The organism is Nostoc sp. DedSLP03, assembly GCF_034530815.1.
GTDB lineage: Bacteria > Cyanobacteriota > Cyanobacteriia > Cyanobacteriales > Nostocaceae > Nostoc.
The window spans coordinates 53,741-79,595 of sequence record NZ_JAVRCK010000019.1; the positions used below are offsets into that span (position 1 = coordinate 53,741).

The 25,855-nt window shown below is 41.0% G+C and carries 22 protein-coding genes, 1 tRNA gene and 1 pseudogene; 12 read left to right on the plus strand and 12 right to left on the minus strand.

The genetic code is table 11. From position 1 onward, the window contains the following. Window positions 1–148 precede the first annotated feature (148 nt). From gpmI to RM368_RS11825, 3 genes are all read left to right on the plus strand, one after another. Complete coding sequence (gene gpmI, locus RM368_RS11815; protein ID WP_322694222.1) at window positions 149–1,747, plus strand: 2,3-bisphosphoglycerate-independent phosphoglycerate mutase; 1,599 nt, start codon at window positions 149–151, stop codon at window positions 1,745–1,747. A 116-nt stretch (window positions 1,748–1,863) separates the two neighbouring features. Beyond that, window positions 1,864–2,097, plus strand: a complete 234-nt coding sequence (gene secG / locus RM368_RS11820) for a preprotein translocase subunit SecG (RefSeq protein ID WP_109011945.1) — start codon at window positions 1,864–1,866, stop codon at window positions 2,095–2,097. Between the two features lie 10 nt (window positions 2,098–2,107). Next, a complete protein-coding gene (locus tag RM368_RS11825; protein ID WP_322694223.1) occupies window positions 2,108–2,914 on the plus strand; it encodes a peptidase in 807 nt (268 codons plus the stop codon). 68 nt (window positions 2,915–2,982) lie between these two features. On the opposite strand, the gene RM368_RS11830 is transcribed toward RM368_RS11825, so the two are convergent. The 6 genes from RM368_RS11830 to RM368_RS11855 form a co-directional block, all read right to left on the minus strand. Further along, window positions 2,983–3,426: a DUF29 domain-containing protein gene (locus RM368_RS11830; RefSeq protein WP_322694224.1), complete on the minus strand. Its 444-nt coding sequence runs from the start codon at window positions 3,424–3,426 to the stop codon at window positions 2,983–2,985. A 221-nt stretch (window positions 3,427–3,647) separates the two neighbouring features. Next, on the minus strand, window positions 3,648–4,796 hold the full coding sequence (locus RM368_RS11835; protein WP_322694225.1) for a glycosyltransferase family 4 protein: 1,149 nt from the start codon (window positions 4,794–4,796) through the stop codon (window positions 3,648–3,650). 355 nt (window positions 4,797–5,151) lie between these two features. Further along, window positions 5,152–6,801, minus strand: a complete 1,650-nt coding sequence (locus RM368_RS11840) for an MFS transporter (RefSeq protein ID WP_322694267.1) — start codon at window positions 6,799–6,801, stop codon at window positions 5,152–5,154. Next, a complete protein-coding gene (gene recO / locus RM368_RS11845) occupies window positions 6,788–7,804 on the minus strand; it encodes a DNA repair protein RecO (RefSeq protein WP_322694226.1) in 1,017 nt (338 codons plus the stop codon). Before recO ends, RM368_RS11840 begins: the two co-directional genes overlap by 14 nt. A gap of 119 nt (window positions 7,805–7,923) precedes the next feature. After that, window positions 7,924–8,604 carry a deoxyribose-phosphate aldolase gene (deoC, locus tag RM368_RS11850; protein WP_322694227.1) on the minus strand — a complete coding sequence of 227 codons (681 nt, stop codon included), beginning with the start codon at window positions 8,602–8,604 and terminating at the stop codon, window positions 7,924–7,926. Between the two features lie 170 nt (window positions 8,605–8,774). Continuing rightward, complete coding sequence (locus RM368_RS11855; protein ID WP_322694228.1) at window positions 8,775–9,953, minus strand: DNA cytosine methyltransferase; 1,179 nt, start codon at window positions 9,951–9,953, stop codon at window positions 8,775–8,777. A 360-nt stretch (window positions 9,954–10,313) separates the two neighbouring features. Here RM368_RS11855 and RM368_RS11860 point away from each other — a divergent pair, with 360 nt between their 5' ends. From RM368_RS11860 to RM368_RS11885, 6 genes are all read left to right on the plus strand, one after another. Then, window positions 10,314–11,588, plus strand: a complete 1,275-nt coding sequence (locus tag RM368_RS11860; protein ID WP_322694229.1) for a glycosyltransferase family 4 protein — start codon at window positions 10,314–10,316, stop codon at window positions 11,586–11,588. A gap of 732 nt (window positions 11,589–12,320) precedes the next feature. Then, window positions 12,321–12,779 carry a ribosome silencing factor gene (gene rsfS / locus RM368_RS11865; RefSeq protein WP_322694230.1) on the plus strand — a complete coding sequence of 153 codons (459 nt, stop codon included), beginning with the start codon at window positions 12,321–12,323 and terminating at the stop codon, window positions 12,777–12,779. Next, the gene (locus RM368_RS11870) at window positions 12,776–13,276 is read left to right on the plus strand and encodes a CGLD27 family protein (protein ID WP_322694231.1); all 501 of its coding nucleotides are present in this window, start codon (window positions 12,776–12,778) and stop codon (window positions 13,274–13,276) included. Before rsfS ends, RM368_RS11870 begins: the two co-directional genes overlap by 4 nt. A 124-nt stretch (window positions 13,277–13,400) precedes the next feature. Next, window positions 13,401–14,354 carry an asparaginase gene (locus tag RM368_RS11875; protein WP_322694268.1) on the plus strand — a complete coding sequence of 318 codons (954 nt, stop codon included), beginning with the start codon at window positions 13,401–13,403 and terminating at the stop codon, window positions 14,352–14,354. A gap of 47 nt (window positions 14,355–14,401) precedes the next feature. Then, window positions 14,402–14,478, plus strand: a tRNA-Met gene (locus tag RM368_RS11880). A gap of 103 nt (window positions 14,479–14,581) precedes the next feature. Continuing rightward, window positions 14,582–16,039 carry a YcjF family protein gene (locus RM368_RS11885; RefSeq protein WP_322694232.1) on the plus strand — a complete coding sequence of 486 codons (1,458 nt, stop codon included), beginning with the start codon at window positions 14,582–14,584 and terminating at the stop codon, window positions 16,037–16,039. Window positions 16,040–16,343: 304 nt separating this feature from the next. On the opposite strand, the gene RM368_RS11890 is transcribed toward RM368_RS11885, so the two are convergent. After that, window positions 16,344–17,393 carry a sugar transferase gene (locus tag RM368_RS11890; RefSeq protein ID WP_322694233.1) on the minus strand — a complete coding sequence of 350 codons (1,050 nt, stop codon included), beginning with the start codon at window positions 17,391–17,393 and terminating at the stop codon, window positions 16,344–16,346. 198 nt (window positions 17,394–17,591) lie between these two features. Here RM368_RS11890 and RM368_RS11895 point away from each other — a divergent pair, with 198 nt between their 5' ends. Continuing rightward, the gene (locus tag RM368_RS11895) at window positions 17,592–18,389 is read left to right on the plus strand and encodes a 7-carboxy-7-deazaguanine synthase QueE (RefSeq protein WP_322694234.1); all 798 of its coding nucleotides are present in this window, start codon (window positions 17,592–17,594) and stop codon (window positions 18,387–18,389) included. Between the two features lie 143 nt (window positions 18,390–18,532). On the opposite strand, the gene RM368_RS11900 is transcribed toward RM368_RS11895, so the two are convergent. Next, the gene (locus RM368_RS11900; protein WP_292729213.1) at window positions 18,533–19,177 is read right to left on the minus strand and encodes a DUF3318 domain-containing protein; all 645 of its coding nucleotides are present in this window, start codon (window positions 19,175–19,177) and stop codon (window positions 18,533–18,535) included. A gap of 78 nt (window positions 19,178–19,255) precedes the next feature. Then, the gene (locus tag RM368_RS11905) at window positions 19,256–19,813 is read right to left on the minus strand and encodes a hypothetical protein (RefSeq protein ID WP_322694235.1); all 558 of its coding nucleotides are present in this window, start codon (window positions 19,811–19,813) and stop codon (window positions 19,256–19,258) included. A gap of 694 nt (window positions 19,814–20,507) precedes the next feature. Here RM368_RS11905 and RM368_RS11910 point away from each other — a divergent pair. Further along, window positions 20,508–21,434 carry a LysR family transcriptional regulator gene (locus RM368_RS11910; RefSeq protein ID WP_322694236.1) on the plus strand — a complete coding sequence of 309 codons (927 nt, stop codon included), beginning with the start codon at window positions 20,508–20,510 and terminating at the stop codon, window positions 21,432–21,434. Between the two features lie 51 nt (window positions 21,435–21,485). Here RM368_RS11910 and RM368_RS11915 read toward each other — a convergent pair whose 3' ends face one another. Then, entirely contained in the window at window positions 21,486–22,829 is a 1,344-nt protein-coding gene (locus tag RM368_RS11915; RefSeq protein WP_322694237.1) for a deoxyguanosinetriphosphate triphosphohydrolase, read from the minus strand. Window positions 22,830–23,039: 210 nt separating this feature from the next. On the opposite strand from RM368_RS11915, the pseudogene RM368_RS11920 reads away from it, so the two are divergent. After that, window positions 23,040–23,270 (plus strand): annotated as a pseudogene (locus RM368_RS11920) (type II toxin-antitoxin system HicB family antitoxin). A 28-nt stretch (window positions 23,271–23,298) separates the two neighbouring features. Here RM368_RS11920 and RM368_RS11925 read toward each other — a convergent pair. After that, window positions 23,299–23,916, minus strand: coding sequence for a Uma2 family endonuclease (locus RM368_RS11925; protein WP_322694238.1), 618 nt, complete (start codon window positions 23,914–23,916; stop codon window positions 23,299–23,301). 184 nt (window positions 23,917–24,100) lie between these two features. Then, entirely contained in the window at window positions 24,101–25,804 is a 1,704-nt protein-coding gene (locus tag RM368_RS11930; RefSeq protein WP_322694239.1) for an ABC transporter ATP-binding protein, read from the minus strand. Between the last annotated feature and the right edge of the window lie 51 nt (window positions 25,805–25,855).

Below are 25,855 nucleotides of genomic sequence, written 5' to 3' on the forward strand. Positions count from 1 at the left end.
ACGTCACAGGAAAATTACTAAAATTTAAAAAATATTTCCAAAAACCGCAAGTCCTTCGTAAAAGAAGTTAATAAGCAAAAATTCACTTGCGGCGTGGATTAGCAGTGGTATCATTCGGGTATTACAAAAAGTAAAGGGCAATTTTACTATGACCAAAGCACCTGTTGCTCCTGTGGTGCTAGTCATTTTAGACGGATGGGGCTACTGCGACCAAACGCGAGGAAACGCCATTATTGCTGCTAAAACTCCCATTGTGGACAGTTTATGGGCAGCTTACCCGCATACCCTCATCCACACATCAGGAAAAGCCGTAGGGTTGCCAGAAGGTCAAATGGGCAACTCGGAAGTTGGTCATTTGAACATTGGTGCTGGGCGAGTGGTACCGCAAGAACTTGTACGCATCTCCGATGCAGTCGAAGACGGTTCTATTGCCTTAAACCCAGCACTCCTCAAAATTTGCCAAGAAGTTCGTTCTCGGAATAGCAAGCTGCATCTAGTCGGGCTTTGTTCTGAGGGAGGGGTACATTCGCATATCACCCATCTATTCGGACTACTTGACTTAGCCAAGAACCAGCAAATTCCAGAAGTTTGTATTCATGCCATCACCGATGGTCGTGACACCGCCCCAACTGACGGTGTAAGAGCGATCGCGCTGCTACAAGATTATATAGACCGCATAGGAATTGGGCGCATAGTTACCCTCAGCGGTCGCTACTACGCGATGGATCGCGATCGCCGCTGGGATCGAGTCAAACGCGCCTACGACATGATGATACAAGATAGTGTTGGTAATGGTCTCAAGGCTGTGGAAGTCTTGCAAGCATCTTACGACCAAGGGATAAAAGATGAATTTGTCAACCCAATCAGAATTGCTCCCGGTGCAATAGAACCAGGGGATGGGGTGATATTTTTCAACTTCCGCCCCGATCGCTCCAGACAACTGACTCAAGCTTTGGTCAGTCCCACGTTTAATGGTTTTGAAAGACAGCAAATCACACCTCTGTCTTTTGTCACCTTTACGCAGTACGATCCAGACTTACCCGTGGCTGTAGCCTTTGAGCCTCAGAATCTCAGTAACATTCTGGGAGAAGTTATAGCCAATCATAGTTTGAATCAGTTCCGCACCTCCGAAACAGAAAAATATGCCCACGTCACCTATTTCTTTAATGGGGGTCTGGAGGAACCTTTTACCGGAGAAGATCGGGAACTAGTAAGCAGCCCGATGGTAGCAACTTACGACCACGCCCCAGCAATGTCAGCAGCAGCAGTTACAAATGTAGCGATCGCTGCGATTCAAAAGGGTATATATTCCCTAGTTGTGATTAACTATGCTAACCCAGACATGGTAGGGCATACCGGTCAAATCGACGCTACCATTACAGCAATTGAAACAGTCGATCGCTGTTTGGGACGTTTGTTAGAGAGCGTTATCAAAGCTGGTGGTACAACAATTATTACTGCCGATCACGGCAACGCTGAGTATATGCTAGATGAAGGGGGTAATCCCTGGACGGCTCATACCACTAACCCAGTCCCCTTCATCTTGGTGGAAGGAGAGAAAGTTAAAATCCCTGGATATGGTACAAATGTCGAACTGCGAAGCGATGGCAAGCTATCCGACATCGCCCCCACGATTCTAGAGATTTTACAGCTGCCTCAGCCACCAGAAATGACCGGGCGATCGCTGCTAAAAACAGCAGAATACGAGCTACAACGTACTCGCACTCCCGTGCAAGTAGGGCTGTAAAAGATTGCTGAGTATAGACGCGATTAATCGCGTCTGTACAAGAGTTAGGAGTTTACTAAAAACTCCTAACTTTTGAATTCTGTTTTTTGAAACTTTTTATAAATGAGATTCCTACCATGACAGTTAGTAATATCGTGCAAGGCATTTGGGCATTTTCCGCCACTGGTTTGATTATCTTGGTTTTACTGCATAGTCCTAAAGGTGATGGCGTTGGCGCTATTGGTGGACAAGCCCAGCTATTTAGCAGCACCAAAAGTGCAGAAAACACCTTAAACCGAATTACTTGGGCATTGACAGTAATTTTTCTCGGTTTAACAGTAGTTTTAAGTGCTGGTTGGCTACCTAAATAAGGATAGGTAAATGGGGAAAAGAACCCAACACCGGATACTTAACACCCTAAGAAATTTAATTTCACGACGGTTAATTACAGCTCTTGCCTTGTTTATTGGCACAGGGCTGTTAATCATTTTTACTAATATCCAGTTGAGTAATGGGTTTGCAATAGTACCAGAATATGTACATTCAGATTTAATAATTTCTCTCGGCACTTCCCCAAAACCCCATCCCTTACCACCCACACTGGCGCAGTGGCAAGATAACACTAACAGTGGTGACTACTTTTCCCAAATCACAACAACCCAAGTTGGTTATTTAGTCTGGTCACAATTTCCTGTTCGAGTTTACGTAGAACCACCAAAATCTGTCAGCGAAAAACAAGCTCAAGCATGGGTTAATGGTGTCTTGCAGGGTGTACAGGAGTGGAGTACTTATTTACCTTTAACAGTAGTCGAACAGCCAGAAGTTGCTGATATTACGATTGTCCGAAAAGCGCCACCTCTACAAATTTTGCCTGGTAGTAATATACCCCGTGCGCGATCGGCCCAAACTACTTACGAGTTATACACCAGCAACAAAATTTTATCCCACCGCTTCACCATCTTGTTAAGCCCCAGTCAAACAGGTAAATATCTCATTGCAGCTACCCGCCACGAATTCGGTCATGCGTTAGGAATTTGGGGTCATAGTCCGCTACAAACTGATGCGCTATATTTTTCTCAAGTTCGTAACCCGCCGTCTATTTCTGCTAGAGATGTAAATACTCTAAAGCGGGTTTATGAACAGCCAACTACTTTGGGATGGTCTTTAGTGAATAATTCAGCGACTTAATTTTATGGTGTTGCTGAGTTAAAATATGAATATGTTTTATATAATAAAAAATCAAACAAAATTTAAGATTAAGGCAACCAATTTTTATCCAAAATTTGCTCTAAGGAATAAGGACATGATTCAGGTAAATTGGTTAAGTTTGTTTTAGCTTTAACATAATCTAAAGCATTGCTATAAATTCTGCTGAAATTATCCTCTAAATGTTTGCGTATATTGGTGCTTAAATCTTCATTGATTTGATTACGAACACTAATAATTTCTGCTGCCCAATGATTAGCATTTCTTGGCTTTTCTAAATCCCAATATTGATAAAGTAATAAATGTCTAATAATCTGTTCTAATAAACTTCTTACTCGCCTTTTTTCATTCTTCGCCAAATCTTCCAATTCTTCTATTAAGTTTTCATAGTCAATGTCTGCTAATTGTCGATTTTTGAGACATTTAATAGTCTCCTCTAACCATTGCAAGTAATTAGATTCATATAATGTTTTTATGTTGATGATTGCAGTCATTTTGTAATTTTTTAGCTTTAATTTACTATTAATTAGTATTTCATATTAACTAATTTATTAATTTTTGCTGATAATTGCCCAGAAAAAAAGATACACAGCACTGATAAGTTAAGTCAGAAGATATCCAGCGACTCCCAGAAGTTTGTATTTTACCCGATCGCACTCATTGATTACCATCTGAGAATTTAGAATTAGAGTGCGATCGCACTTTTTCCCTTTCCCTACGCTCTACGACTTAGTGGTAGAGGTCGCTGTGCTAAAACTCCTTTATAAAGTTCTTCCAGCAGACTAATATTTTTACTAAGGGTATAGCGGTCTAATACACGCTGTCTAGCTTTTTGCCCTAGTAGGGTTGTTAACTCTGGATGGTCTTGCAGCACTGGTAAGAGGGTTCTCAATTGCGATCGCGCTGTTTTGGTACTAATAACTACACCTGCACCCTTTTCTAATACTTCTCCATCTGCACCCACATCTGTTGCTAAACAAGCTAACCCACATGACATTCCTTCTAACAGAGATAGGGATAAACCCTCTACCAATGAAGGCAAAACAAATACATCTGCGCCCCGCAAAATTTCGATGCGTCGGTCTTCATCAGCGACAAATCCCAACCAGATAATGCCGTATTCTGAACCAAAAAACGGCTCTAAGGAAGACTTTAAAGGGCCGTCGCCAACAATTAGCAACTTCGTACCAGGACTCATTGCCGACTGCTTCCAAGCCCGAAGGAGCGCTTCAACATTTTTCTCTGGCGCTATGCGACCCTGATAGACAAATAAACGTTCGGCTTTAAATTCTGCTTTGATTTGAGAAAATCCTGGAGAATACTTGGCAGTATCAACACCATTGGGAATTACGGCAATATTTTCTTCTCTTACACCCATCCCTGCCAATAATTCTCGCTGAATTTGGGAAAATACAATCACGCGATCGTAGTTAACTAAAAAAGGCGCGTAGAGCTGATAAGCCAAAAGTTGTGTTCCTGATACCAGCTTTGCTCCCTTGCCAGCAAATGGTGTGTGAAAAGTAGCAACTAGGGGCAACCTCAGTTCTTCACAGATTTCCGGTAGAAAAAAGTCTAGAGGAGATAACGTTAAGGAAGCATGTACTACATCTGGTTTGATTTCCCGCAGTGAATCGGTTAAAACTTTGGTGGCTTTAAAAGTGGGAATTGTGTAAACCTGGGACTTGTAAATGAAAGGTAGGGAAACCTCTCGAAGATTTGGCCAATTATCAGGTTCAGACTCTTCCTGGGCGAAGTGAAGAAAGCTAACTTGATGTCCCCTATCTAGCAAGGCATTTGTAATTTCTCGACTGTAGGTGACATTGCCGCAAAAGGGTGATTTTTTTCCAATCCAGGCTATACGCATTCTTTATTTAGCTGTAAGAAAAGCGGGTTAAATCTATTACTTGGTGTCCTTTGTGATTTTTATTTTATCTAGCTATACTTGCTGGTTTTTTTATTTATTAAAAATTTCCACAACTTTCTACTAGTTTAAAAGCTTATTGTCAGCTAATTAAACCAGTGGATTTATGGCTTTATTTATTTTAGTTATAAGTTGTTAATTTCTGATGTTTAAACAACTTATTCTGACTTATGTCAGATTCATATCCGGCAAGTATGTGATAAATTTTCACTGGCAACAGTTTACCATGAACACAAAAGCTTTAAGTAAATTATTAATTACATCAAGGTAATGAATAATAACTCTTGTTAGCTGATAACTACTTGTGTGAGTTATACCAAGTTAATATACCTCCTGAAAAGACGATCGCAGCTAATCCTAAAAAAACTACTTGTAATCCCAGAAAGGTTTCTGCGACACCAGCTAATGCTAAAGGTAAGGAGAGGGCAATATTAATTACATTGTTCTGTAAGCCAAAAACTTTACCACGCATTTCTGGAGGTGTTTCTGTTTGGATTGCGGTTTGCATGGGAATTCCGACTAGTGCCCCAAAGATGCCCACTAGCGCTACCAGTAACAATACGAGCCACAATTGAGTTGTAAATACTGACAGACCAATCAGGGATGCGGCCATACCCATACAACCGCACAGACTTAGCTGAGTATAGGAGAAACGTTGACCAAATTGACCAAGAATTGTTGCTCCAGCAGCAATGCCAACACCGCCAGCTGCTAGTAAAAAGCCGAACTGGGAGGCTTTCATATTGGGAATTATTTCTGCCATCCGAACAGCTAGAACAGTTAATGCTGCAAAGACAGAAAACAAGATAATCAGTTGAAGCAAAGCATTACGGACGCGATGATTTGCTTTGAGATAGGCAAAACCGTCTCGCAAGTCAGAGAATACGTGAGGGAATTCTGTATCGGGGTGGTGTTTTTCCTTAGTTGCCAGGATGAACAAAATTATTCCAGCGATCGCATAACTGCCACCTACTAAAAGTTCTTTGCCCAAATTACCACTACCACCAACTTGCAGCCAAAGTCCATCAGCGATCGCTAATAACGGTTCTCCAACAGCAAACCCAACAATCACCGATGCCATCATCGTTGTTGTGTAAAGCGAATTAGCCGAGAGTAAATGCTGTTCTTCTACAATCAAGGGAATTGCCGCCTGTTCTGCCGGGGCAAAAAACTGCGTCAAAGTCGAAACCAAAAAAGTCACACCCAAGATAATTACAAAACCCACTGGCAGCAATCCTATGGGTTTCCAATCATGAGTCAACCACAGCATGAAGGGAATTGACAAAACCAGAATGCCGCGCCAAATATTTGTTGCTACCAGCACAGCCTTTTTCGACCAGCGATCGACAAACACCCCAGCAACGGAACCAAACAATACGGCTGGAATAGTAAAAGCCATCATCAAGACTGATACCCAACCACTAATACTCTGATTGCTTCCTTGAAACTGAGTATTAATCAAGGCAATCATCAGTACCAAATAAACTTTATCTGCTAGTTGAGAGAAAACTTGACCGCCCCAAAGAGCCAAGAAATTAGGATTTTTTAATACAGGTAAAAATCCTAGCTGTTTTATATCCTCTGTAATAGCTTCTCCACCTGAACCCGACCCATCTAATTTCGGTAATTCTTTCTCTGGGATAGTAGCTACTGACAAATTCTGCCCATTACGAAGCCCATTGCTATCTACCTCAGCAGTGGTTAATTTGTCCTCAGATTGTGTTTCTGATTGGCTTGTAACATCAGTTTTTGGGATCTCTGTTGTCCAACTTTGATCGTTTTTAGAAACGTCTTTTGGGGACATTTCTTGGCCATTCATTTGACTAGGTGTACACTTGGGAACAGCACTCAAGTGATTTCTGAGTGTAGGATCTGATACTCTATTCTGTTTTTTGGCGAGGCTAGGTGACAAAGGCAGGATTTTTTTATCCAAATCAGACGGTTGCATCATGGTTGGCAGCAAAATAAGAGTCGATCAAGGTAGCAGAGCGAATAGGGCGACCTAATTGATACTGAGCATACTGGCGCAAAATCTGCTCAACAGATAACCAGTTACGATCTCTAGCACCATCAATTTGCATTATCTCTGGTTGTGACAGATGTTGAAGCAAAGCTAGTTCCATAGCACCCAAACGACTAGAAATCACAGGTATTTCTTGCCGATGCATAACAATTGTTTGGGCATTGGGGAGCCAGTGCGTTGCGGAGGTTTCCTCCGTTGAAGCAACTGGCGTCATTGGGAATGGAGCATTGAGCATTGCGGATGGGGCATTGGGCATTGGGTATTGGTTATTAATCTCTCCCTGCTCCCCTGCTCCCCTGCTTGTCTGCCTCTGTGCCCTTATCTCCCTTTCTCCTTTTTTTCGCAAACGTTCTCTAGCTTCTAAGGAAACCGTTCCACCCGCAGGGATGCTAAATCCTACTTGCCAGTTGGGGTCTGTGAAGTCTGGCTTCAGGGAACGTTGAGATAGGCAGCAGATTTGCACTTGTGGCGTCAGTCCTGCTAAGGCTAAAAGGTGAAACACAGCATGAGCTAGATGAGCTAAAACACCAGATAGATTTGCACTAGACACTGCCTCTAAGCGATGGAGATGTTCATTGAACAAATCATAAAGTTCTTCTTGGGGTTGTTCGCTCAAAGCTTCACACAGAACTATTTCTGCTAAATATTGACTAGCAGCCAGTTTTCCCAAATCTTTAGCTAAACCAGGATAAGTTTTTAACGTCTGTGCTTGAGTAATTTTATCAAGCGATCGCCCTTTGGCAATCAATAGTTCATTCACAACGAACATTCCACTCCTACCGCCCAGGCTGGAGTTGTGCTTACGCGACCCTGGAGCCACGGCTCGAATTAGACCGAATTCTCGTGTCAAAATCGTCACTATTTTATCCGATTCTCCTAGCGCCTGGGTTTTAAGATTAATACCAGTTGCTTTGTAGGTTCTACTCATTACTCATTACTCATTAGTCATTAGTCACTAGTCATTAGTAGTTATTTAGTCATTAGTCATTGGTCAACGGTCATTAGATTAGGACAAATGACAAAAGACAAATGACAAAGGACAAATGACTATTCACCCTTTCCCAAGTTATCGCGCTGACGGATCAAATCCATACCGCGAGATGTGCCTAATCTAGTAGCACCTGCTACGATTAAGTCTAGGGCTTGATTGATAGTGTGAATACCACCTGAAGCCTTAATTCCCACTTTTTCTTTTGCCAATTCCTGCAAAAGTCGTACATCTGCCACTGTGGCGCCACCATTCCAACCTGTACTAGTTTTTAAGAATGCTGCTCCCGCCTCCATAGCTATTTCAGCAGCTATTTTCTTCTCTGCATCTGTCAACAGGTTAGTTTCCAAAATTACTTTGACTGTTTGCCCAGTCTCTTCGCAAATTTCGGCAATCTCCCGATGGACTTTTTCAGTTTTGCCAGCTTTCAACCAGCCCAAGTTCATGACTACATCCAACTCAGTGGCCCCACTATCCACCGCTTCTTGAGCTTCATACAGTTTCACTGCTGAAGTCGTTGCACCAGAAGGAAAGCCTATCACCGTACAAACTTTCGGGTTTTTACCGTGGAGAAGTTCAACTGCTTGCTTAACATTAGCGGGGAACAGACAAACTGCTGCAAAGTTGAATCTATATGCTTCTTCACACCATTGCTCAACCTGCTCTGGAGTAGCCGTTGGCGTTAACAGTGCGTGATCGATAAATGGCGCAATATCAATATCTGGATAGTCTGCTGCCATCGTGTCTTCTGCCAGTGATTGATTATTAAACTTTATAAAAAATTAAAACATTTCTTATATATATATTAAACCACATTTATTACGAGTTTATCCTGAAAACAAGTTGCTGAATTGTCTTTAATATCGGCTTTACAGATATCCCAGGATTACTACAAGTGTTTAAGTTAACGCTAAGTAGTAGTAATACTGGGAATATAAAGAGGTTTGTTTGCACTATTTGTTAAGAAGTTAATAATACTTTGAGCCAATGCCTGCGATGCCAAATATGGAACACCATTACCAATAGTTTTAAACATATTAGTGAGTGACATATTTTCTGGAAGTACAAAATTTGCAGGTAAAGATTGGATAGCTAAAGCTTCTGCTACAGAAATCCGTCGAACTTTGTAAGGATGTAAATGCACTTCATTATTTCCATAGCAAGCTGTCGGAGAGTAACGCCATCTATGCAGACGTTTGAAAGACTTTTTAGAATCATCTCCTTCATCAATAGCAGCAAATTTTGTGATCCCTGCCCTTGGTTGAAAGCAGTTTTCAGTATTGGGATGTTTCAGAACATTATTTTTTCTAAACCAGTATTCAACTGTTAATTCTTCAGGTATATTATCAGGACAAGGTATTAAAGAATTTTCTTGGAATGGTTCACACTTACACCAAGGGTAAGCAAAGGCTTTTTCGTGAGGATATAAAATATAATTATCCCAAGGAAAATATTCCTCATGTAGTAACTTTTCACTATCGATTTTGATTCCTATGTTCTGAAGAAAATTCTTTTTGAAACCAATTAGAATAATTCTTTCTCTATGCTGGGGTACGCCATATTCGATAGTATTAATTAATCGTTCTGTTAATATATATCCTGATTCCTGCAATTTTTGCTTGAGCAATTCAAAAAATAAACGATGTTTTGTAGTCTTCCATAAACCCTTAACGTTCTCAAATAAAAAGAAGTCGGGAAGATTTTGGCAAATTAATTCAATATATGAAGCAGAAAGTTGACCATTATCTCCTAAACTTCCTCGATTTTTTCCACCAATAGAAAAATCAGGACAGGGAGGCCCGCCGATGAAACCAATTATATGATGAGATTTGCGACAGTCTTTGACTAATTCTTGAAGGTGTTGTGCTGCTTTTCCGGTAATAAGATTTGTTACATCGGCTGCTTCACCGTGATGATATCCATATTCGGGCGATCGCATTTTCAAAACTTCTCGTGAATAGCGATAGGCGGCGATAAATGGGGCGAAGATTTCATTGACATAAACAATATTAAAACCGCTGGTTTCAAAACCTAAATCGAGGAAACCTGAGCCAGCAAAAAAAGAGAAAATACAAGGGCGATCGCTCATTGAATTACTAGTACGAGCAAAAAGTATTATTAATATTCAGATTCTAGGAAAATGGTTTATGTACGTAACTTATACTAACTATCCCAAATTTGATTTAAGGGTTGACAAAAACTAATATACTTAGGGGTTCTACGTAAGTACCAATTAAAAAATAACAATTGAAAAACTGCTTAAATAGTCAAAAAAATTTACAGTTCCTCTAAGTATTACATCTTAAAGTTTACTCAATCTTTAAGGAAAATACCTGACAGAAAAAGAGTCTGGAGTCACAATTAAATATAGGGGTTTCCAAGCCCAAATGATATTTCAGACAAATATTTGTCATTAAATAAAAAGCCGGGGTACTTCGGACTAAATTTTATGCGGATTTTAATTTACTCCTACAACTACTATCCAGAGCCGATTGGTATTGCCCCACTAATGACTGAACTAGCAGAGGGACTAGTGAAGCGTGGGCATCAAGTGCGCGTAGTTACCGCTATGCCCAACTACCCTGAGCGGCAAATTTATCAGGAATATCGGGGTAAGTGGTATGTCAACGAATACAAAAATGGCGTTCAAATTCAACGCAGTTACGTTTGGATTCGTCCCCAACCCAACCTATTAGATCGGGTGTTACTAGATGCTAGTTTCGTTGTCACTAGTTTTGTACCCGCCCTCATTGGTTGGCGCCCAGATGTGATTCTCTCAACATCCCCATCCTTGCCAAGCTGTGTACCAGTTGCTCTTTTAGGATGGTTACGTGCTTGTCCTGTAATTTTAAATCTACAAGATATCTTACCAGAAGCAGCCGTCCATGTCGGTCTATTGAAAAATAAATTACTTATCCGATTGTTTACATTATTAGAAAAATTTGCTTACCGCACTGCCACTAAAATTAGCGTCATTGCCGATGGGTTTGTGGAAAATTTGCGATCTAAAGGCGTAGAAGCTGACAAAATTGTGCAAATTCCCAACTGGGTTGATGTAAATTTTATCCGCCCTTTGCCTAAAGAAAATAACCCTTTCCGTACAGCACATAATCTAAACGGCAAATTTGTAGTACTTTATTCAGGTAACATTGCCCTAACCCAAGGCTTAGAAAGCGTTGTCAAAGCTGCTTCTGTGTTGCGCGATATCCCAGATATTGTCTTTGTCATCGTTGGAGAAGCAAAAGGTTTACAGCGATTACAACAGGAATGTCTAGACTGCGGTGCAAATAATGTGTTATTACTGCCATTTCAACCCCGCAAAGATTTACCACAGATGTTAGCAGCTGCGGATATTGGTTTAGTGGTACAAAAGAAAAATGTTGTATCCTTCAATATGCCGTCAAAAATTCAAGTGTTACTTGCTAGTGGAGGGGCCTTAGTTGCTTCTGTACCCGATAATGGTACGGCAGCAAGAGCCATCAAACAAAGTGGCGGCGGAGTTATAGTTCCTCCAGAAGATCCCCAAGCTTTAGCGATGGCAATTTTAGATTTGTACCAAAACCCCGAAAAAGTTAAAACTCTGGGTTATAAAAGTCGCCAATATGCCGTTGAGCAATATGCTTTTGAGCAAGCTTTAAATCAGTATGAGTCCTTGTGTTACTCATTGACAGCAGAACGTAGAGCAATTCAATCTACAGGCATAGTTACGAAACAAGAAGTTTAATCTTTGCTGCAAAGTTATGTTACATCTGTAGAAATTACGATTATACCCTCATATCTAAATATTAGGAGTTCTCAAGAGTAGCAAATTTTACTATTAAAAATATAAAAATAGACAAACAGGTTGTCAGGTGGATTGTTGAACTAAAAATCTTGTGGTTCACTTCATTCAATAGACCTCTTGCAAAAGTCCCTAACTCCCCACCCCCCAACCTCTCCCCAAAGCATCCGAGAGAGGAGCGTTTGCTTTACTCAAATGCGGGGTGGGGTTCTTTATTTTTGATTTATGCAAGAAGTCTAAACCGTGAGTTACTGCTTATAAAGTATATATTAATACTTTTGCGTGTATAATAAATCGGACTTTTGCTAGACCAGTAATTAGTATGCTGTGTTGGATCGTAATTTTTAGCAGACAGCGTAAAGCGTAGATGTGTAGTTACCTGCAAATTACTAGCTTTAGATTACATATTATGCTGTTTGATTAATCTGCAATTATTTTCGCTGTTAATTCCTGCTGCAAAGCTATTGGTTGATTGATCGCTGCACAATAACCATCAGATTTTCAGCTGTTGCGGATATCGAAATCTAAACAGCCAATTATCAAACTAATCCCATAGACACCTGTTTTTTTGTTAGTATTCAAAAAAACCTATTGGCATATTTGTCAGATCAATTGTTCGTTGTTTGTAAGTAAATGTCAACAATTGTTTCAAAAGAAGAAAGTACCTGAGGTTTAATGACTGATTATTTCCAAGGAAATTTCCCATTGCAATCTGTCCCACTGACGAAGAGTGCGGTAATAAGCCACGGCCAAACCGAAGAGGCGAGCGAAAAATTAGCTGCAACTATCGCTGTTGCGGCATCAGATCGCAAAGCAGGTGAGATTCTATTGCTCAAAGTAACAGAGGTATCCTACCTGGCGGATTACTTTGTGATGATGACTGGCTATTCTAAGGTACAGGTAAGGGCGATCGCTCAAGCAATTGAAGGAAAAGTCGAAACTGAGTTGCAACGCCGTCCCTTAAGGACAGAAGGAAAAGTCGAGGGCAATTGGGTACTACAAGATTACGGTGATGTGATCGTTCATATCATGATGCCCAAAGAACGGGAGTTTTATAATTTAGAAGCGTTCTGGATTCATGCAGAACGTATTTCCCTTCCAGAATCTGATGAAGGTGAGGGTAAGCCAACATGATTAGGTCTTCGGTTTCTAATTGCCCAGTTCCTACAGACCAACAACCACTCAATGAATACGAAGAGTTAAAAACTTCCTGGCTGTTTCGTGATACTACTTTACACTGGCGCGAGTATATCACGAAACTTGTTTGGATTTGGGGTTTATCTTGGCTCTTCGCAGGGCCTATAGCTGCGGCAAGTTTTCCTCCTCACAAGTATATTGCACATTTTATCCTTTGTGGTGCAGCAGGAGCCAGTGTCGGGTTAGTGCTGATACTGGTAAGGTTATACTTAGGCTGGTTCTACGTGTGCGATCGCCTTTGTAGTCCCACAGTATTTTATGAAGAGTCCGGCTGGTACGACGGTCAAACTTGGACTAAACCACAGGAAGTCCTGAACCGCGATCGCTTAATTGTCTCATACGAAATCAAACCCATTTTGCGGCGGTTACAATTTACCTTCGCTGGGTTGGCGGGAATGTACGTTATTGGTACTATAGGTTGGCATTTGTTTTAAAGAGTCATTGGTCATTAGTCATTAGTCATTAGTCATTGGTCATTAGTAAATAAACAAAGGACAAAGGACAAAGGACTAATAACCAATGACTAAATTAATTAAAAAAGGTGATAAATATAAACCCATGACAATGGGAAAACGAACTCAAGCCACAGCACTGGAAGTCCGGTTGCTGCGGGAAGGTATTATTGAATCCAGGCATATAGTCCAAGCTGTTGTCTGCGACGAACGAGGACGGGTTCTAACCGTTGCCGGAAATTCTGAAACTGCTGCATTTATCCGTTCAGCCCTCAAACCGTTTCAGGCACTTGCTGTCACCACCACAGGTACACTGGAACGCTATCAACTCAGCGATCGCGACTTAGCAATTATCACAAGTTCTCATAAAGGAAGAATAGATCAAGTCCGACAGGTATTTAACATCCTTTGGCGGGCCGATCTTGACCCGACTACACTTCAGTGTCCAATTCCTGAAGATAAACACAGTCCTCTGGAATACAATTGCTCTGGAAAACATGCCGGAATGTTAGCTGTTTGTCAGCAACGCCATTGGCCTTTGAATAACTACTTGGATCGCAAGCACCCAATACAGCAGTTAATTTTGGGCAAGGTAGCAGAGTTGCTGCGAATGCCAGCCGCAGAATTTATCAGCGCTCATGACGACTGTGGCGCACCAACTTATCTGATGCAACTCGGTCATATGGCATCTTTATATGCACTGCTAGCCTCTAGTACCAACTTGGATATGGAGCGCATTGTCCGTGCTATGACTCATCACCCCGCGATGGTCGCAGGAGATGGAGAATTTGATACGGAACTGATGCGCTTAACTCCAGGAGAAATAGTCAGTAAAACTGGTGCTGAAGGAGTGCAGTGCATTGGTAGACTCGGTGAAGGCTTGGGATTGGCAATCAAAGTCATGGATGGGGCAAAACGAGCAAAATATGCCGTGGCTATTCACTTACTCCAGCAAATGGGGTGGATTAGTCCCAGCGCCGCCGAAAGCCTCTCAGAAAAGTTTGTCACCTTGGGAAAATACAAGCGTTTAGAAGTAATTGGAGAATTATCATTTTTGTAGTTGCCAAACTCTTGACTATTAGGTTATGCTATAAAAGTTAAGAGCAACGCGGGATAGAGCAGCCTGGTAGCTCGTCGGGCTCATAACCCGAAGGTCAGTGGTTCAAATCCACTTCCCGCCACCACATAAAAAATAAAACAAAACCCTACAATCAATAAAGATTGCAGGGTTTTGTTTTATTTTGATCTATTCTGGAAGAAATAGCCATCCAAAAAGCGCGGAGAATCATGGTTGTGAAGTTGCAGCGACCAATTTTAGTGGGAGGATTGGGACTTTCCTTTTCCCTGTGGATGTTGGACAGTTGGCACGATTCTATAGTGCAGGTGGGTGAATTCGGTTTGTTAAGTGTCTTAGCTGTCGGTGGTGGTTTGTGGTTATTCCAGCAAAAACGCTCCAAAGACAGTTTAGAACAGCTAGATGGTATGGTGGTAGATCGGACAACAGTGGAAAGTGCGATCGCTAAAACTGAAACTGTAATTAACCAACTAGCACAAGAAACAGAAAACCATCCAGCCTTAGAGACACTCAGAGAACAAGTTGCCCAATTGTTGCTGGAATTAGACAGGCAAAAAATTACAGTAGCTGTGACTGGCGGTAAATCCGTGGGTAAAAGCACTTTAATTCAAGTGCTAGAGCAAAATCTAGAGACACAAAATTTCGTATCTCTACAAGAGACACCACCTTTATTTAGAGAAGTGGGTGAAAACTCAGATGCAGCTATTTTGGCAGAAGTAGCAAAATCTGATTTTGTGCTATTTCTGACAAACGGTGATTTGACAGACTCAGAATTTCAAACCTTACAGCAGCTAAAGGCAGCAAATCAGCCTAATATGCTGGTTTTCAACAAACAAGACCAGTATTTAACTGATGAAAGCGCCAACATCTTTAATCAATTGAAACAGCGGATGCAGGGAAATGTAGTTGCAACTGCGGCCTCTCCCATTGCCATTAAAGTCCGAAAGCATGAGGCTGATGGTTCTGTGCAAGAGTGGATGGAACAACCAGCAGCAGATATACAGCAATTAACGCACCAGTTGGGTGAAGTTTTGGCACAGCAAGGACAACGGCTAGTTTGGTTAACAACCATGAGGAAAGCCGGATTGTTGAAAGCTGAGGCGAAAAATTGGCTAAATGAAACCAGACGCGATCGCGCCACCCCAATTATTGAACAATATCAGTGGATAGCTGCTGCTGCTGCCTTTGCTAACCCAGTACCAGCCTTTGATATTCTGGCAACTGCGGCAATTAATGCCCAAATGGTAATAGATTTGGGTAATATCTATCAGCAAAAATTTTCTCTAGAACAGGCACAAACCGTAGCTGGAACAATGGGAAGTTTAATGCTGAAATTGGGTTTAGTTGAACTTTCTACAAAGGCGATTAGTACTGTTCTGAAAAGTAATGCCATTACCTTTGTTGCTGGTGGCGTAGTGCAAGGAGTAAGTGCAGCTTATCTAACTAGAGTCGCAGGGTTAAGTTTAGTTGAGTATTTCCAACAGCAGGAAATAGCGATAGATTCTGGAACTGGTTTGAATTTGGATAATTTGCGGCAAACCTTGCAAAAGGTATTTCAGCAAAATCAGCAGATTGGTTTTTTGCAGGGTTTTGTTAAGCAAGGCATGAAGCGTTTGTTGCCAGAAGTGCAGCCCGTTGAAGTAGTTAATGTTCAGAAGGCAATGGGATAATCTTATACACAGGATTACCAAATTTGAGATTTTGAATTTTGGATTTTGGATTGAATGATTCAAAATCCAAAATTAATTTTAATCCCTGATTTTAAGAGTGGATAAAAATACATAAACATCTTTGTTTTTATCAAGAGGATTTATCTTTGGGATCGGTCTAAAATCTTAAATATAAACTTAGCTGACACTTGCTTAATGTAGTAAATAAAACTAAAATTTACCCAAGCCTATTTTAGGCTTGGGTGTATTTAAGAATATCGTGAGAGTTGCGAGTTTTCAAAAAATTGTGAATAAGGATAATTAGCTAAACAGCACCACTGTTTCTATTAAACAGAATAGCTATAGTTTTGAAAATTAGCTTTAAATCGTACACTAAACTCCAATTTTTTTGATACTGCAAATCCAGACGAATTACATCTTCAAAACTACGGACTGTAGAACGCCCATTTACTTGCCATTCGCCAGTCATACCGGGTTTGACATCTAAACGTTGCCACTCTGGTACTTCATAACGTTCCACTTCATCGGGTGTAGGTGGTCGAGTGCCTACTAAACTCATCTCTCCTTTGAGAACATTCCAAAATTGGGGTAATTCATCAAGACTAGTTCGCCGTAAAAAGCGCCCTACCTTAGTAATTCTGGGGTCATTCTCATTTTTGAAAAAAGCACCTTGCACTTGGTTTTTAACTAAGGATTTCTTCGCTTCTGCATCCACACACATAGAGCGGAATTTCCAAATCTTAAACCGCTTACCCATCCAGCCACAGCGGGTTTGACAAAAGAAAATCGGCCCGGGATCGTTAATTTGAATCGCGATCGCAATTGGAATAAACAAAATTCCTGTAATTAATAAACCAATCACTGACCCGACAATATCTAAGAACCGTTTCATCCAAGAAACCATAGAAGGGTGAGTAGTGGGTAACTGCTCTACTTTACGGGAAGTTGTCTTCCGATTATCTAGTACGTCATTTTGTTCTATTAACGGCCTATCCTCCACAAGCTCTAAAGGAAAAACCTGATCCAACCCTGTGAGTTTTAGAACTGCCATGACTTGAGGTGTTACATTCCGCAGTGTTAATGTAATACCCTGAGTCTGAGCGTATTTAAAATTACTTACCAGGGCACCTAAACCACTACTATCGATAAAAGTAGTTTGGTGAAAATCAATAATGATTTGCTTAGGATGTGAATTGGGCTGGATTAAGCCTTGGCAGGTTTGCTTAAAGCCTAAAGCCTCCAGCACGCTCAACCGCGTCGGCACCTGCACTATAGCCATGTCGTTTAGGGAATTAACTGGAAAATCGACCTCTGTCGGTTGGCTAGTCATGAAGCTCTGCACTTTCGTTGCCATGTATAATGTAATATGCCAAACATTACTTTGTCCTACAAAATTACTTAACCTAATATCGGAATTAGTGGTAATTAGGACTAACTACTATTTACCGGGGCTGAGATTGGAGATCGCTAGCGACGATTCACAATAGAACAAGAAGCCAAAAAATATCCTTGCTGTTGTGCCGACGCAGCGCGATCGCGTTGCTCTCATCAAATGATTGCTAAAAATACGGTTACACCTACCGCACGCCTGATTGAGGTCTTTTCTGCCATTCAAGGGGAAGGACTGAATGTAGGGACACGTCAGATATTTATTCGTTTTGCTTTGTGTGATTTGCGCTGTCACTTTTGTGATAGTGCCCACACTTGGAGTGCACCTACAACTTGTCGGATAGAGCGATCGCCTGGATTGCGCGACTTTGAAATTCACTCTAACCCTGTCTCATTACCCATATTACTCGAATGGGTGGAACAGCAAAATCTACCTTGTCTACACGATAGCATTAGCTTAACTGGCGGCGAACCACTTCTTCATGCCTCATTTTTAACGCAGTTTCTACCCCAAGTACGAGCTATAACTGGTCTACCTATATACTTAGAAACTGGCGGACATCGCCCAGAACAACTAGCAATGATTCTCCCATACTTAGACTCTGTAGGTATGGATTTCAAATTGCCCTGTGTTAGCGGCGAAAGTCATTGGCAAGAACATAGTAAATTTCTCCAGTTATGTTATGACTCATATTTAAATGTTTTTGTCAAGATAATTGTGTCTCAAGACACAGATCCTGCCGAGTTGGAACGTTCAGGTTCTTTGGTGGCAGAGGTTAGTCCAGATATCCCAGTATTTTTACAACCTGTCACGCCTTTGGCAGTATCAGAACAATTTTCTCCAGTAACTGTACTTGCGCCTTCCAGCGATCGAGTTTTGAGATGGCAAGCTTTAATGAAAGGGTTTGTCAAGCACGTCCGCGTGATCCCCCAGACACATAAAATGCTGAACCAGTTGTAAAATTTTAGTTTGATAAAGATGTAGTCAAGAAAAAAGTAAGATTTTATGAAATGGTAATTGGGCTGTTGCCTCTTATGAATTAGGAAGGTGGCAGCCCAATTACTAGCAGCAGGGCTGATTTATTCCATTTCAAATAGAAGTTGCTATAGTGCGCCCTCATCTGGAGCTTTGGATTTAGCTTTTGCCTTATTGGCACTGCGTTTGAGGGCAGAGAGCCTTGCTTCGTATCTCGACCGTTGGCGCTTACTAGGAGTATTATCAATCAGGGTTTTCAAGGCGCTACCGAGACTCTTGTAGGCATTGGGGAGGCTATAACCAAAACGAGTTGCTAAAGCGATCGCTTTCTCATCAGCATTGAGCAATTCTCTTAGTTGCTTTTCCCCATTATTCTTTTGGTACAGTCGCCAGCCTGACACGCCACAAAGCGACAAAGCTAACACCAGCAGCAATCCATCTTGTACCCACAATTCCCCTACAGCACCACCTAAACCGATGGCTAGTGCTGCCATTTCCCAACCATCTTTAGGAATTGTGTCATTTTGAACGCGAGCAACCTCATGCCAGAACAGCAGATTACGCTGATCCATTGCGAGGGCATCCCATTTCACCAAATCAATTTGAATTTCTACCTGGTCTTTACCAATTTCTTCGCAGCGAACCAGGGGTGGATTGACCTCAGTTGTGCCTTCAACCGTGACCCAGCTTTGCAGTTCTGGTGGTAGTAAGGCTTTCAACCGCCGGAGTTCGCTCATTTCCGCTTTAGCAGAGGAGGTTGCATAGGATGTCATAAATATCCAGCCCCAGAAAATTTCAGTATATAGTGAGGGTATCACTTTGGAGTATAGCTATTTAAGTAACGATCCGTCTCACTCACTAGGAAAACTTCCTCGCTTTTTTCGCGCTTCCATTGCTTTTTCTAGTAAATCTAACAATCCTGGGGCTTCTTCTTGGATACTGAGTAATAGTCTTTCCCCAAGTTCTATATTCCCCGGATCGAGGCCTGTTGCCATCACTTCTGTCAGGCGAGGTATTGCTATGCCATCCACAATCTGAATTAATCCACTCAGACAACGGTGAAATTGTCTTTCTGTGAGAATTGAGTCTTCTAAAGGAAACTCAATAATGGCACGGATTTCGCCATCGGATGGGTCATATTCCCATTGCAACATTTTAGTTTCCCAGGAAATGGCAAGCATTGTCTGGAGGATAGCTGCCTTGTGAGGATGGTCTTGGATTCCTCCCAGAACTTGAGGGGCAAATACCCGAAAAAATTTTCCTTCTTCATCCAGTTGGACAACTATTAGGAAATCTTCTAGATTATCAGCCTCCACACCTGTTATAATTCGGTCTTCTTCATCATCAAAACGGTAGTCCCAACCAAGGTTGTCTAAATAGTTGGCAATCTGTTTGAGGTTAGCTCCCATAAAAGCCTCATAAGGAACGTGGAGCAGTTGTTACCAGACCTAGTTTAACCTGCTAGGGGTAGTTGTTTGGGTTGGTATGGATACTTCCGATCGCATAGAAGTATGCAATTAAGGTATTGGGCATGGGTTATGGGGCATAGGGCATTGAAAATAAGAAAAATAGACGTTGGTCGGCCTTATGAATGATATTTTTTGAATGACTCTTGCTGATTCTTAAAGAAACGATCGTTACTGTTTTTCAAATGTTAGCCACTCAAGGATATAGTCTTAACTCCCTTAATTTTTAATTTTTGATAATTTGAATTAATCTCTTGCTAGAGCAAGCATAGTGGCACAATTTGTAAGCTAATTGAAATATCAAGCCAAGTTTAAATAGTTTTTTTCACATAGCATCTGAGTTTTTGGAAAATAAATATACGTAAAAGCCTCAATTAATAATTTTTTAAACAAATAAACTTAGCCTAGTAACTAATACAGTTTTGTATTAGAACTAACTAATTATTTTTCCAAAATCATTGTAAATATCAATGTTTCTTGACTAAAAACATCAATAATTTTTATGCATAAATCAGCATTAATGATAGCGATCGCACCTCTAATTTCTGTTAAAAATTCTCTAAAAACTCTGCACTACATTGCGTTTCTCTGCATTTATATATTTATAGTAAATTGAAACTTATAAAATATTGAAAAAATGGAACTGCGACATTTGCGCTACTTTATTGCTGTCGCTGAAGAACTGCACTTCAGTAGAGCCGCCGAGCGACTGCACATTGCTCAACCGCCCTTAAGCCAACAAATTCAGCAATTAGAGGCGCAATTGGGGGTAGAACTGTTTCACCGTAAAACCAAACGACAGGTGGAACTAACAGAAGCAGGACAAGTTTTTTTGCAAGAAACTTATCAACTTTTAGCTCAACTCCAAAAAGCAATTGAGCTAACCCAAAAAACGGGAAGAGGTGAAAAGGGACTACTGCGAATTGGGTTTACCAGTTTGGTAACTTATGATTTGCTTCCTGTGATTTTGCGGCGATTCCAAGAACAGTTTCCAGAAGTAGAGTTGGTATTGCAAGAATTAACCACAACTCAGCAAGAGCAAGCGTTACAAGAGCGCCGCATTCATGTAGGTTTTGCCCATCCGCCCTTAGAAGACAACACACTCAATCAAGAGTGCATTCAGCAAGAAGCTTTAATTGTGGCTATGTTAAAAACTCATCCTTTAGCTGAACAAGAAAAGATTTCAGTGCGATCGCTAGTAAACGAAAACTTTATCATGTTCCCTCGCCATTTGGGGCCCGGACTTTATGACCAGATCGTAAGTCTTTGTCAGCAAGGAAACTTCAGCCCAAAAGTAACTCAAGAAGCGATTCAGATGCAGACGATTATCGGATTGGTTTCAGCAGGAATGGGGATTGCGATCGCACCGTCTTCATTGCAAAATCTTCAGAGAACTGGTGTAGTTTATCGTACTTTAGAAGAGAAAACACCATTAGTAGAAACGGCTATAGTGTGGCGGGAAGAAGATATGACACCTGTGCTAAGGGAATTTCTACAAGTTGTCAGAAGTATCTACGGTTACAAGAGCGATCGCTTTTTATCAGATTTAGGGAGGGTTAACTAGCACCGTAGTGATTTTATCTAAGTTATTGGGGATGGTGCGATCGCAGCCACTTTATCCCAAGGAAATACCGCTAAATTGTTGGAATAAACGGGTAGCGTAAGAATCAGTCATGCCAGAGATATAGTCTGTAACTCTAAGAATTTTGTTATAGGTATCTTCGTCCGAATTCGGATTATTATATTCTTTGGGAAGCATATAATAGACCAAATTACCTTTCTTACTGTTGTGCAGGACGGCATTAACAAATTCAGTAAATAGTTTCCCTAACACTTCATACCCAGCAATCTGGATACTAACAACATCAGGATGTTGGAAAACAGCCGTACGAGTTTCCTTTCCAATTTCTTCTAGGTGGTTTGCATAAGTGCTTAGAGATAACAAGTCCTTATCAAACTCTCCAGAAAGTATATCTTCTTCGTGTTTCAGGAAAATATTACTTGCCTCATTTATGAGTTTATTGATAGCTAAAGCCCGCAATCGCTTAACTATTTCTGTATTGCTTTCACCATGTTCTTGAATATCTTTATTTGCAATATTTGCAACTACGTTAAGTAATTCCTTAGTTTTGTCAAATGGGATGTAACCCATACGATGGCCATCTTCTACATCAACAATTGAGTAACAAATGTCATCTGCTGCTTCAACAAGAAAAGCAAGTGGATGTCGAGACCACCATGCTGCATTATCATGATGGCGAATTAGACCAACCGTTTCTGCTACTTCAGTAAATAAATCTTTTTCTGCCTGGAAAAAACCATATTTTTTAATACTTTTACCTGAGTAACCGTTAAAAATAGATTTTGGTAGAGAAGATTCTCTAGGGTACTTTGTGAAAGCAGCTAAAGTTGGGCAGGTTAGTTGCATTCCGCCTTTTCTGGGGGGCATTTCAAGCTTGGTTAGAATACGAAAGCCTTGTGCATTACCTTCAAATGAATCAAAGTCAGCTTTTTGAGACTTGCTGAGAAGTTCTTCGCCTACATGATTAACAGTGTTGTACCATGATTCAAATCCTGTACGAATAGCATCCTCTCCAGAATGGCCAAAAGGAGGATTCCCAATATCATGAGCCAGACAAGCAGCAGATACGATATCACCAAAGTCTGAAGCACGTAACCCATCCTGATTAAAGTCGTATTTTTTTACAATTGCCTCACCCACTATTCTGCCAAGGGAGCGACCGACGCAAGACACTTCAAGGCTATGAATGAGACGAGTACGAATGTAATCATTTGTGGACAAAGAAAAAACCTGAGTTTTATCTTTGAGACGACGAAAAGGTGAGGAAAACACTAGGCGATCATAGTCTCTTTGAAAGGGAGTACGATCAAACTGGAGATTTTCCGCGTCAGTCTTGCCAAGTCTTTTTGGTGTCAGGAGTTTCTTCCAATCCATCATTACTGTGTTATTTGAAAGTAGTTAGACAATGCCCCCTAGCTCGAAGGAATGGGCAATGCCACATTGTAACTCTACTTGTCAATAAGTAAAAATTTATTCTATGCCATCAAATCACTTTAAGTAATAACCACAGTTTAAATTACTCAACTTCAACTGTGAATGCCAAGTCAATCGTGTTTTGAAGCAACTAGGAGAAATAGCGGAAGAATAATGAACGATCGCTATAGTATGGTAATTCAATAGTCAGATGAGGATAATTGCTACTTAGTACACTTACCGAAATTCCCTTGGCAGCAATTCCACACTCATGGTAAGAGTTATGAAGAAGCCGCTAAACACGGGCAAGAGGTAATTGAATCTCTGATTGAATGGTATGAAGAGCAAGGAAAACCTTTGCCAGAGCCAATTACTTTTCCTCAAAAACCGTTAAAAGTTGCTTAAATCTTTTTAAGATACAGGGCATCGCACCTTACCCCAATTGCTCAACATCAGCACTTTCGCCTTCCGACTCAACAGGCTCAAACTTCACCTTGTTGTACAAATCTTGTAGAGAAATCTCAAATGGTACGGTTACAAGTGCGATCGCTTCATCTTCTTCATCATATTCACGAAGCGTCCATTGCTTTTTCCCGGTTTTGGAAAATTGATCTACATGAATCCGAGTTTGGTCAATTAATAGATATTCTTGAAAGGTAGAAATAGTCCGATAAGCATGAAATTTATCCTCGCGATCATAGCCTTTGGTCGATTTTGATAAAACCTCAACAATAATCTGTGGATTCAGAATTATATCCTTTCGGTTGTTGAAATACTCCGGTTCACCCGCCAGAATCATCACGTCTGGATAAGTATAGGTACGCTTTTGGAGTATCCATAAACGAACATCACCCATGAAAACGCGGTAATTCTGCTTTTTAAAAGCAAAATTCAACTCAGTACTTAAGTTAAGTGCTATTTGATTGTGATTTACTGTTCCACCCGCCATAGGAATTATTTGCCCGTCAATGTATTCACTTTTGTAGTCAGCAGCTTCTTCTAGCTCTAAATATTCCTCTGGGGTATAGTATCGCTGTTGTGTTATTTGCATAGTTTTACCGGATAACAATGTTTAACAATACGGATCGTCTAGGCACTAAAGATATTTTATCCATGTTGACCAAACTAGTTAACAGGTTAGATAGAGGTTTTATGTGCTTTCTACAAAGTAAGCGTAGGCGCAGCCCAATCTTGGCATCGCTATCTCAATTCACAAAGTCTGCTAGCTTCTTTTCCTATTGATAACCAGCAGCTTGTAAGAGAAACAACTTGGCATAACGTCCTCCTAGCTGTAACAATTCTTCGTGAGTTCCCTGTTCTATAACTTCGCCGTTTTCTATTACTAGAATTTTGTCAGCCATTCGTACCGTCGAGAAGCGATGGGAAATCAAAAGTACCATCTGATTTTGAGTAATCGCGCGAAAATGATTGAAAATTTCAAACTCAGCTTGGGCATCTATTGCTGATGTTGGTTCATCTAACACCAAGATATCTGCTTGCGATCGCATAAAAGCACGAGACAGTGCAATCTTCTGCCACTGTCCCCCAGAAAGTTCTTGTCCTCCTTTAAACCAACGACCAAGTTGAGTCTGAAAGCTTTGAGGTAATTGGTCAATAAAAGATTGGGCCATGCCTTTTTGGGCAGCAGTTTTCCACTGTATTTTGTTTTCGAGATGTTCTACATCGCCCACGCCAATATTCTCTCCCACAGTGAACTGGTAGCGGACAAAGTTTTGAAAAATCACACCAATGCGACGCCGCAACACATCAACATCCCATTCCTGCAAGTCCAAGCCATCTAAGAAAATTCGCCCGGAGTCCGGGGTGTAGAGTCGGGTAAGTAATTTGATTAAAGTAGTTTTACCGGAACCGTTTTCACCCACAATCGCCAGTTTCTCTCTGGGTTTTAAGTGCAGCGAAATGTTTCTCAATGCTGGTTTGGAACTTCCCGGATAAGTAAATGAGACATTCTCAAAACGGATACCATCTTGGGAATTTAAACCAATGGTTGCCTTACCCCAAGATTTTGGTACTTCTTCTTCTAGAAAATCGTAGAGATTTGATAAATATAGGTTGTCTTCATACATTCCTCCAATAGAAGTGAGGGCATTGGAGAAAGTAGATTGGCCTTGGCGAAAAACGGTGAGATACATTGTCATATCTCCCAAGGAAATCTTACCTAACACTGTTTCCAATACAATCCAAGCATAAGCTAGGTAAAAAGCACCAGTACTGACCAAACTCAAGAGATATCCCCACAATCCTCGCCGCAGAGTTAAATCGCGGTCTTCGCCATATAGTTGATCGAACAGGCTGCGATAACGTCCTAGCAGCATCTCTCCCAACTGGTAGAGTTTAACTTCTGTGACAAAATCTTCTCTTGCTAGCAGATTTTCTAAGTAGTTTTGTTGACGGGTTTCTGGCGCACGCCAACTAAATAAACGAAAGGCTTCTCCAGCAAATTTTGTTTCGGCAATAAATACAGGCATAGCTGCCAAAATCAGTACCACCACTGCCCAAACTGAGAAATTTACCAGCAAAATCCCGTAGGTGATTAAGGATAGGGCATTTTGCACTAACCCAAAGGTGCGGTTTACTAAGGAAAGGGGACGAACCGATGCTTCTCGTCGAGCATTGGTCAATTTGTCATAAAATTCTGAGTCTTCAAATTGCCTAAGATCCAGTGTCAGCGCCTTTTCTAAGATGAGTACATTTACTCGCTGACCCATTAGCGCCCGCAATAACGACTGACAAATGGTGATTCCCCGTTGACTGCCTGCCAGTAAAATTACAGCGATCGCTTCTAATCCTACATAAAATAACGAGGGATAAATATTGACAAAGCCATCGCTTTGTGTATTAGCTTGAGATGCAAATACCACTGCATCAACAATTAACTTACTAATGTAGGATATCGCCGCCGGTAAAAGACCAGCCATTAAAGTTAAACTAGCCAGAAAAATAGTAAGCGATCGGCTAGTAGTCCATAC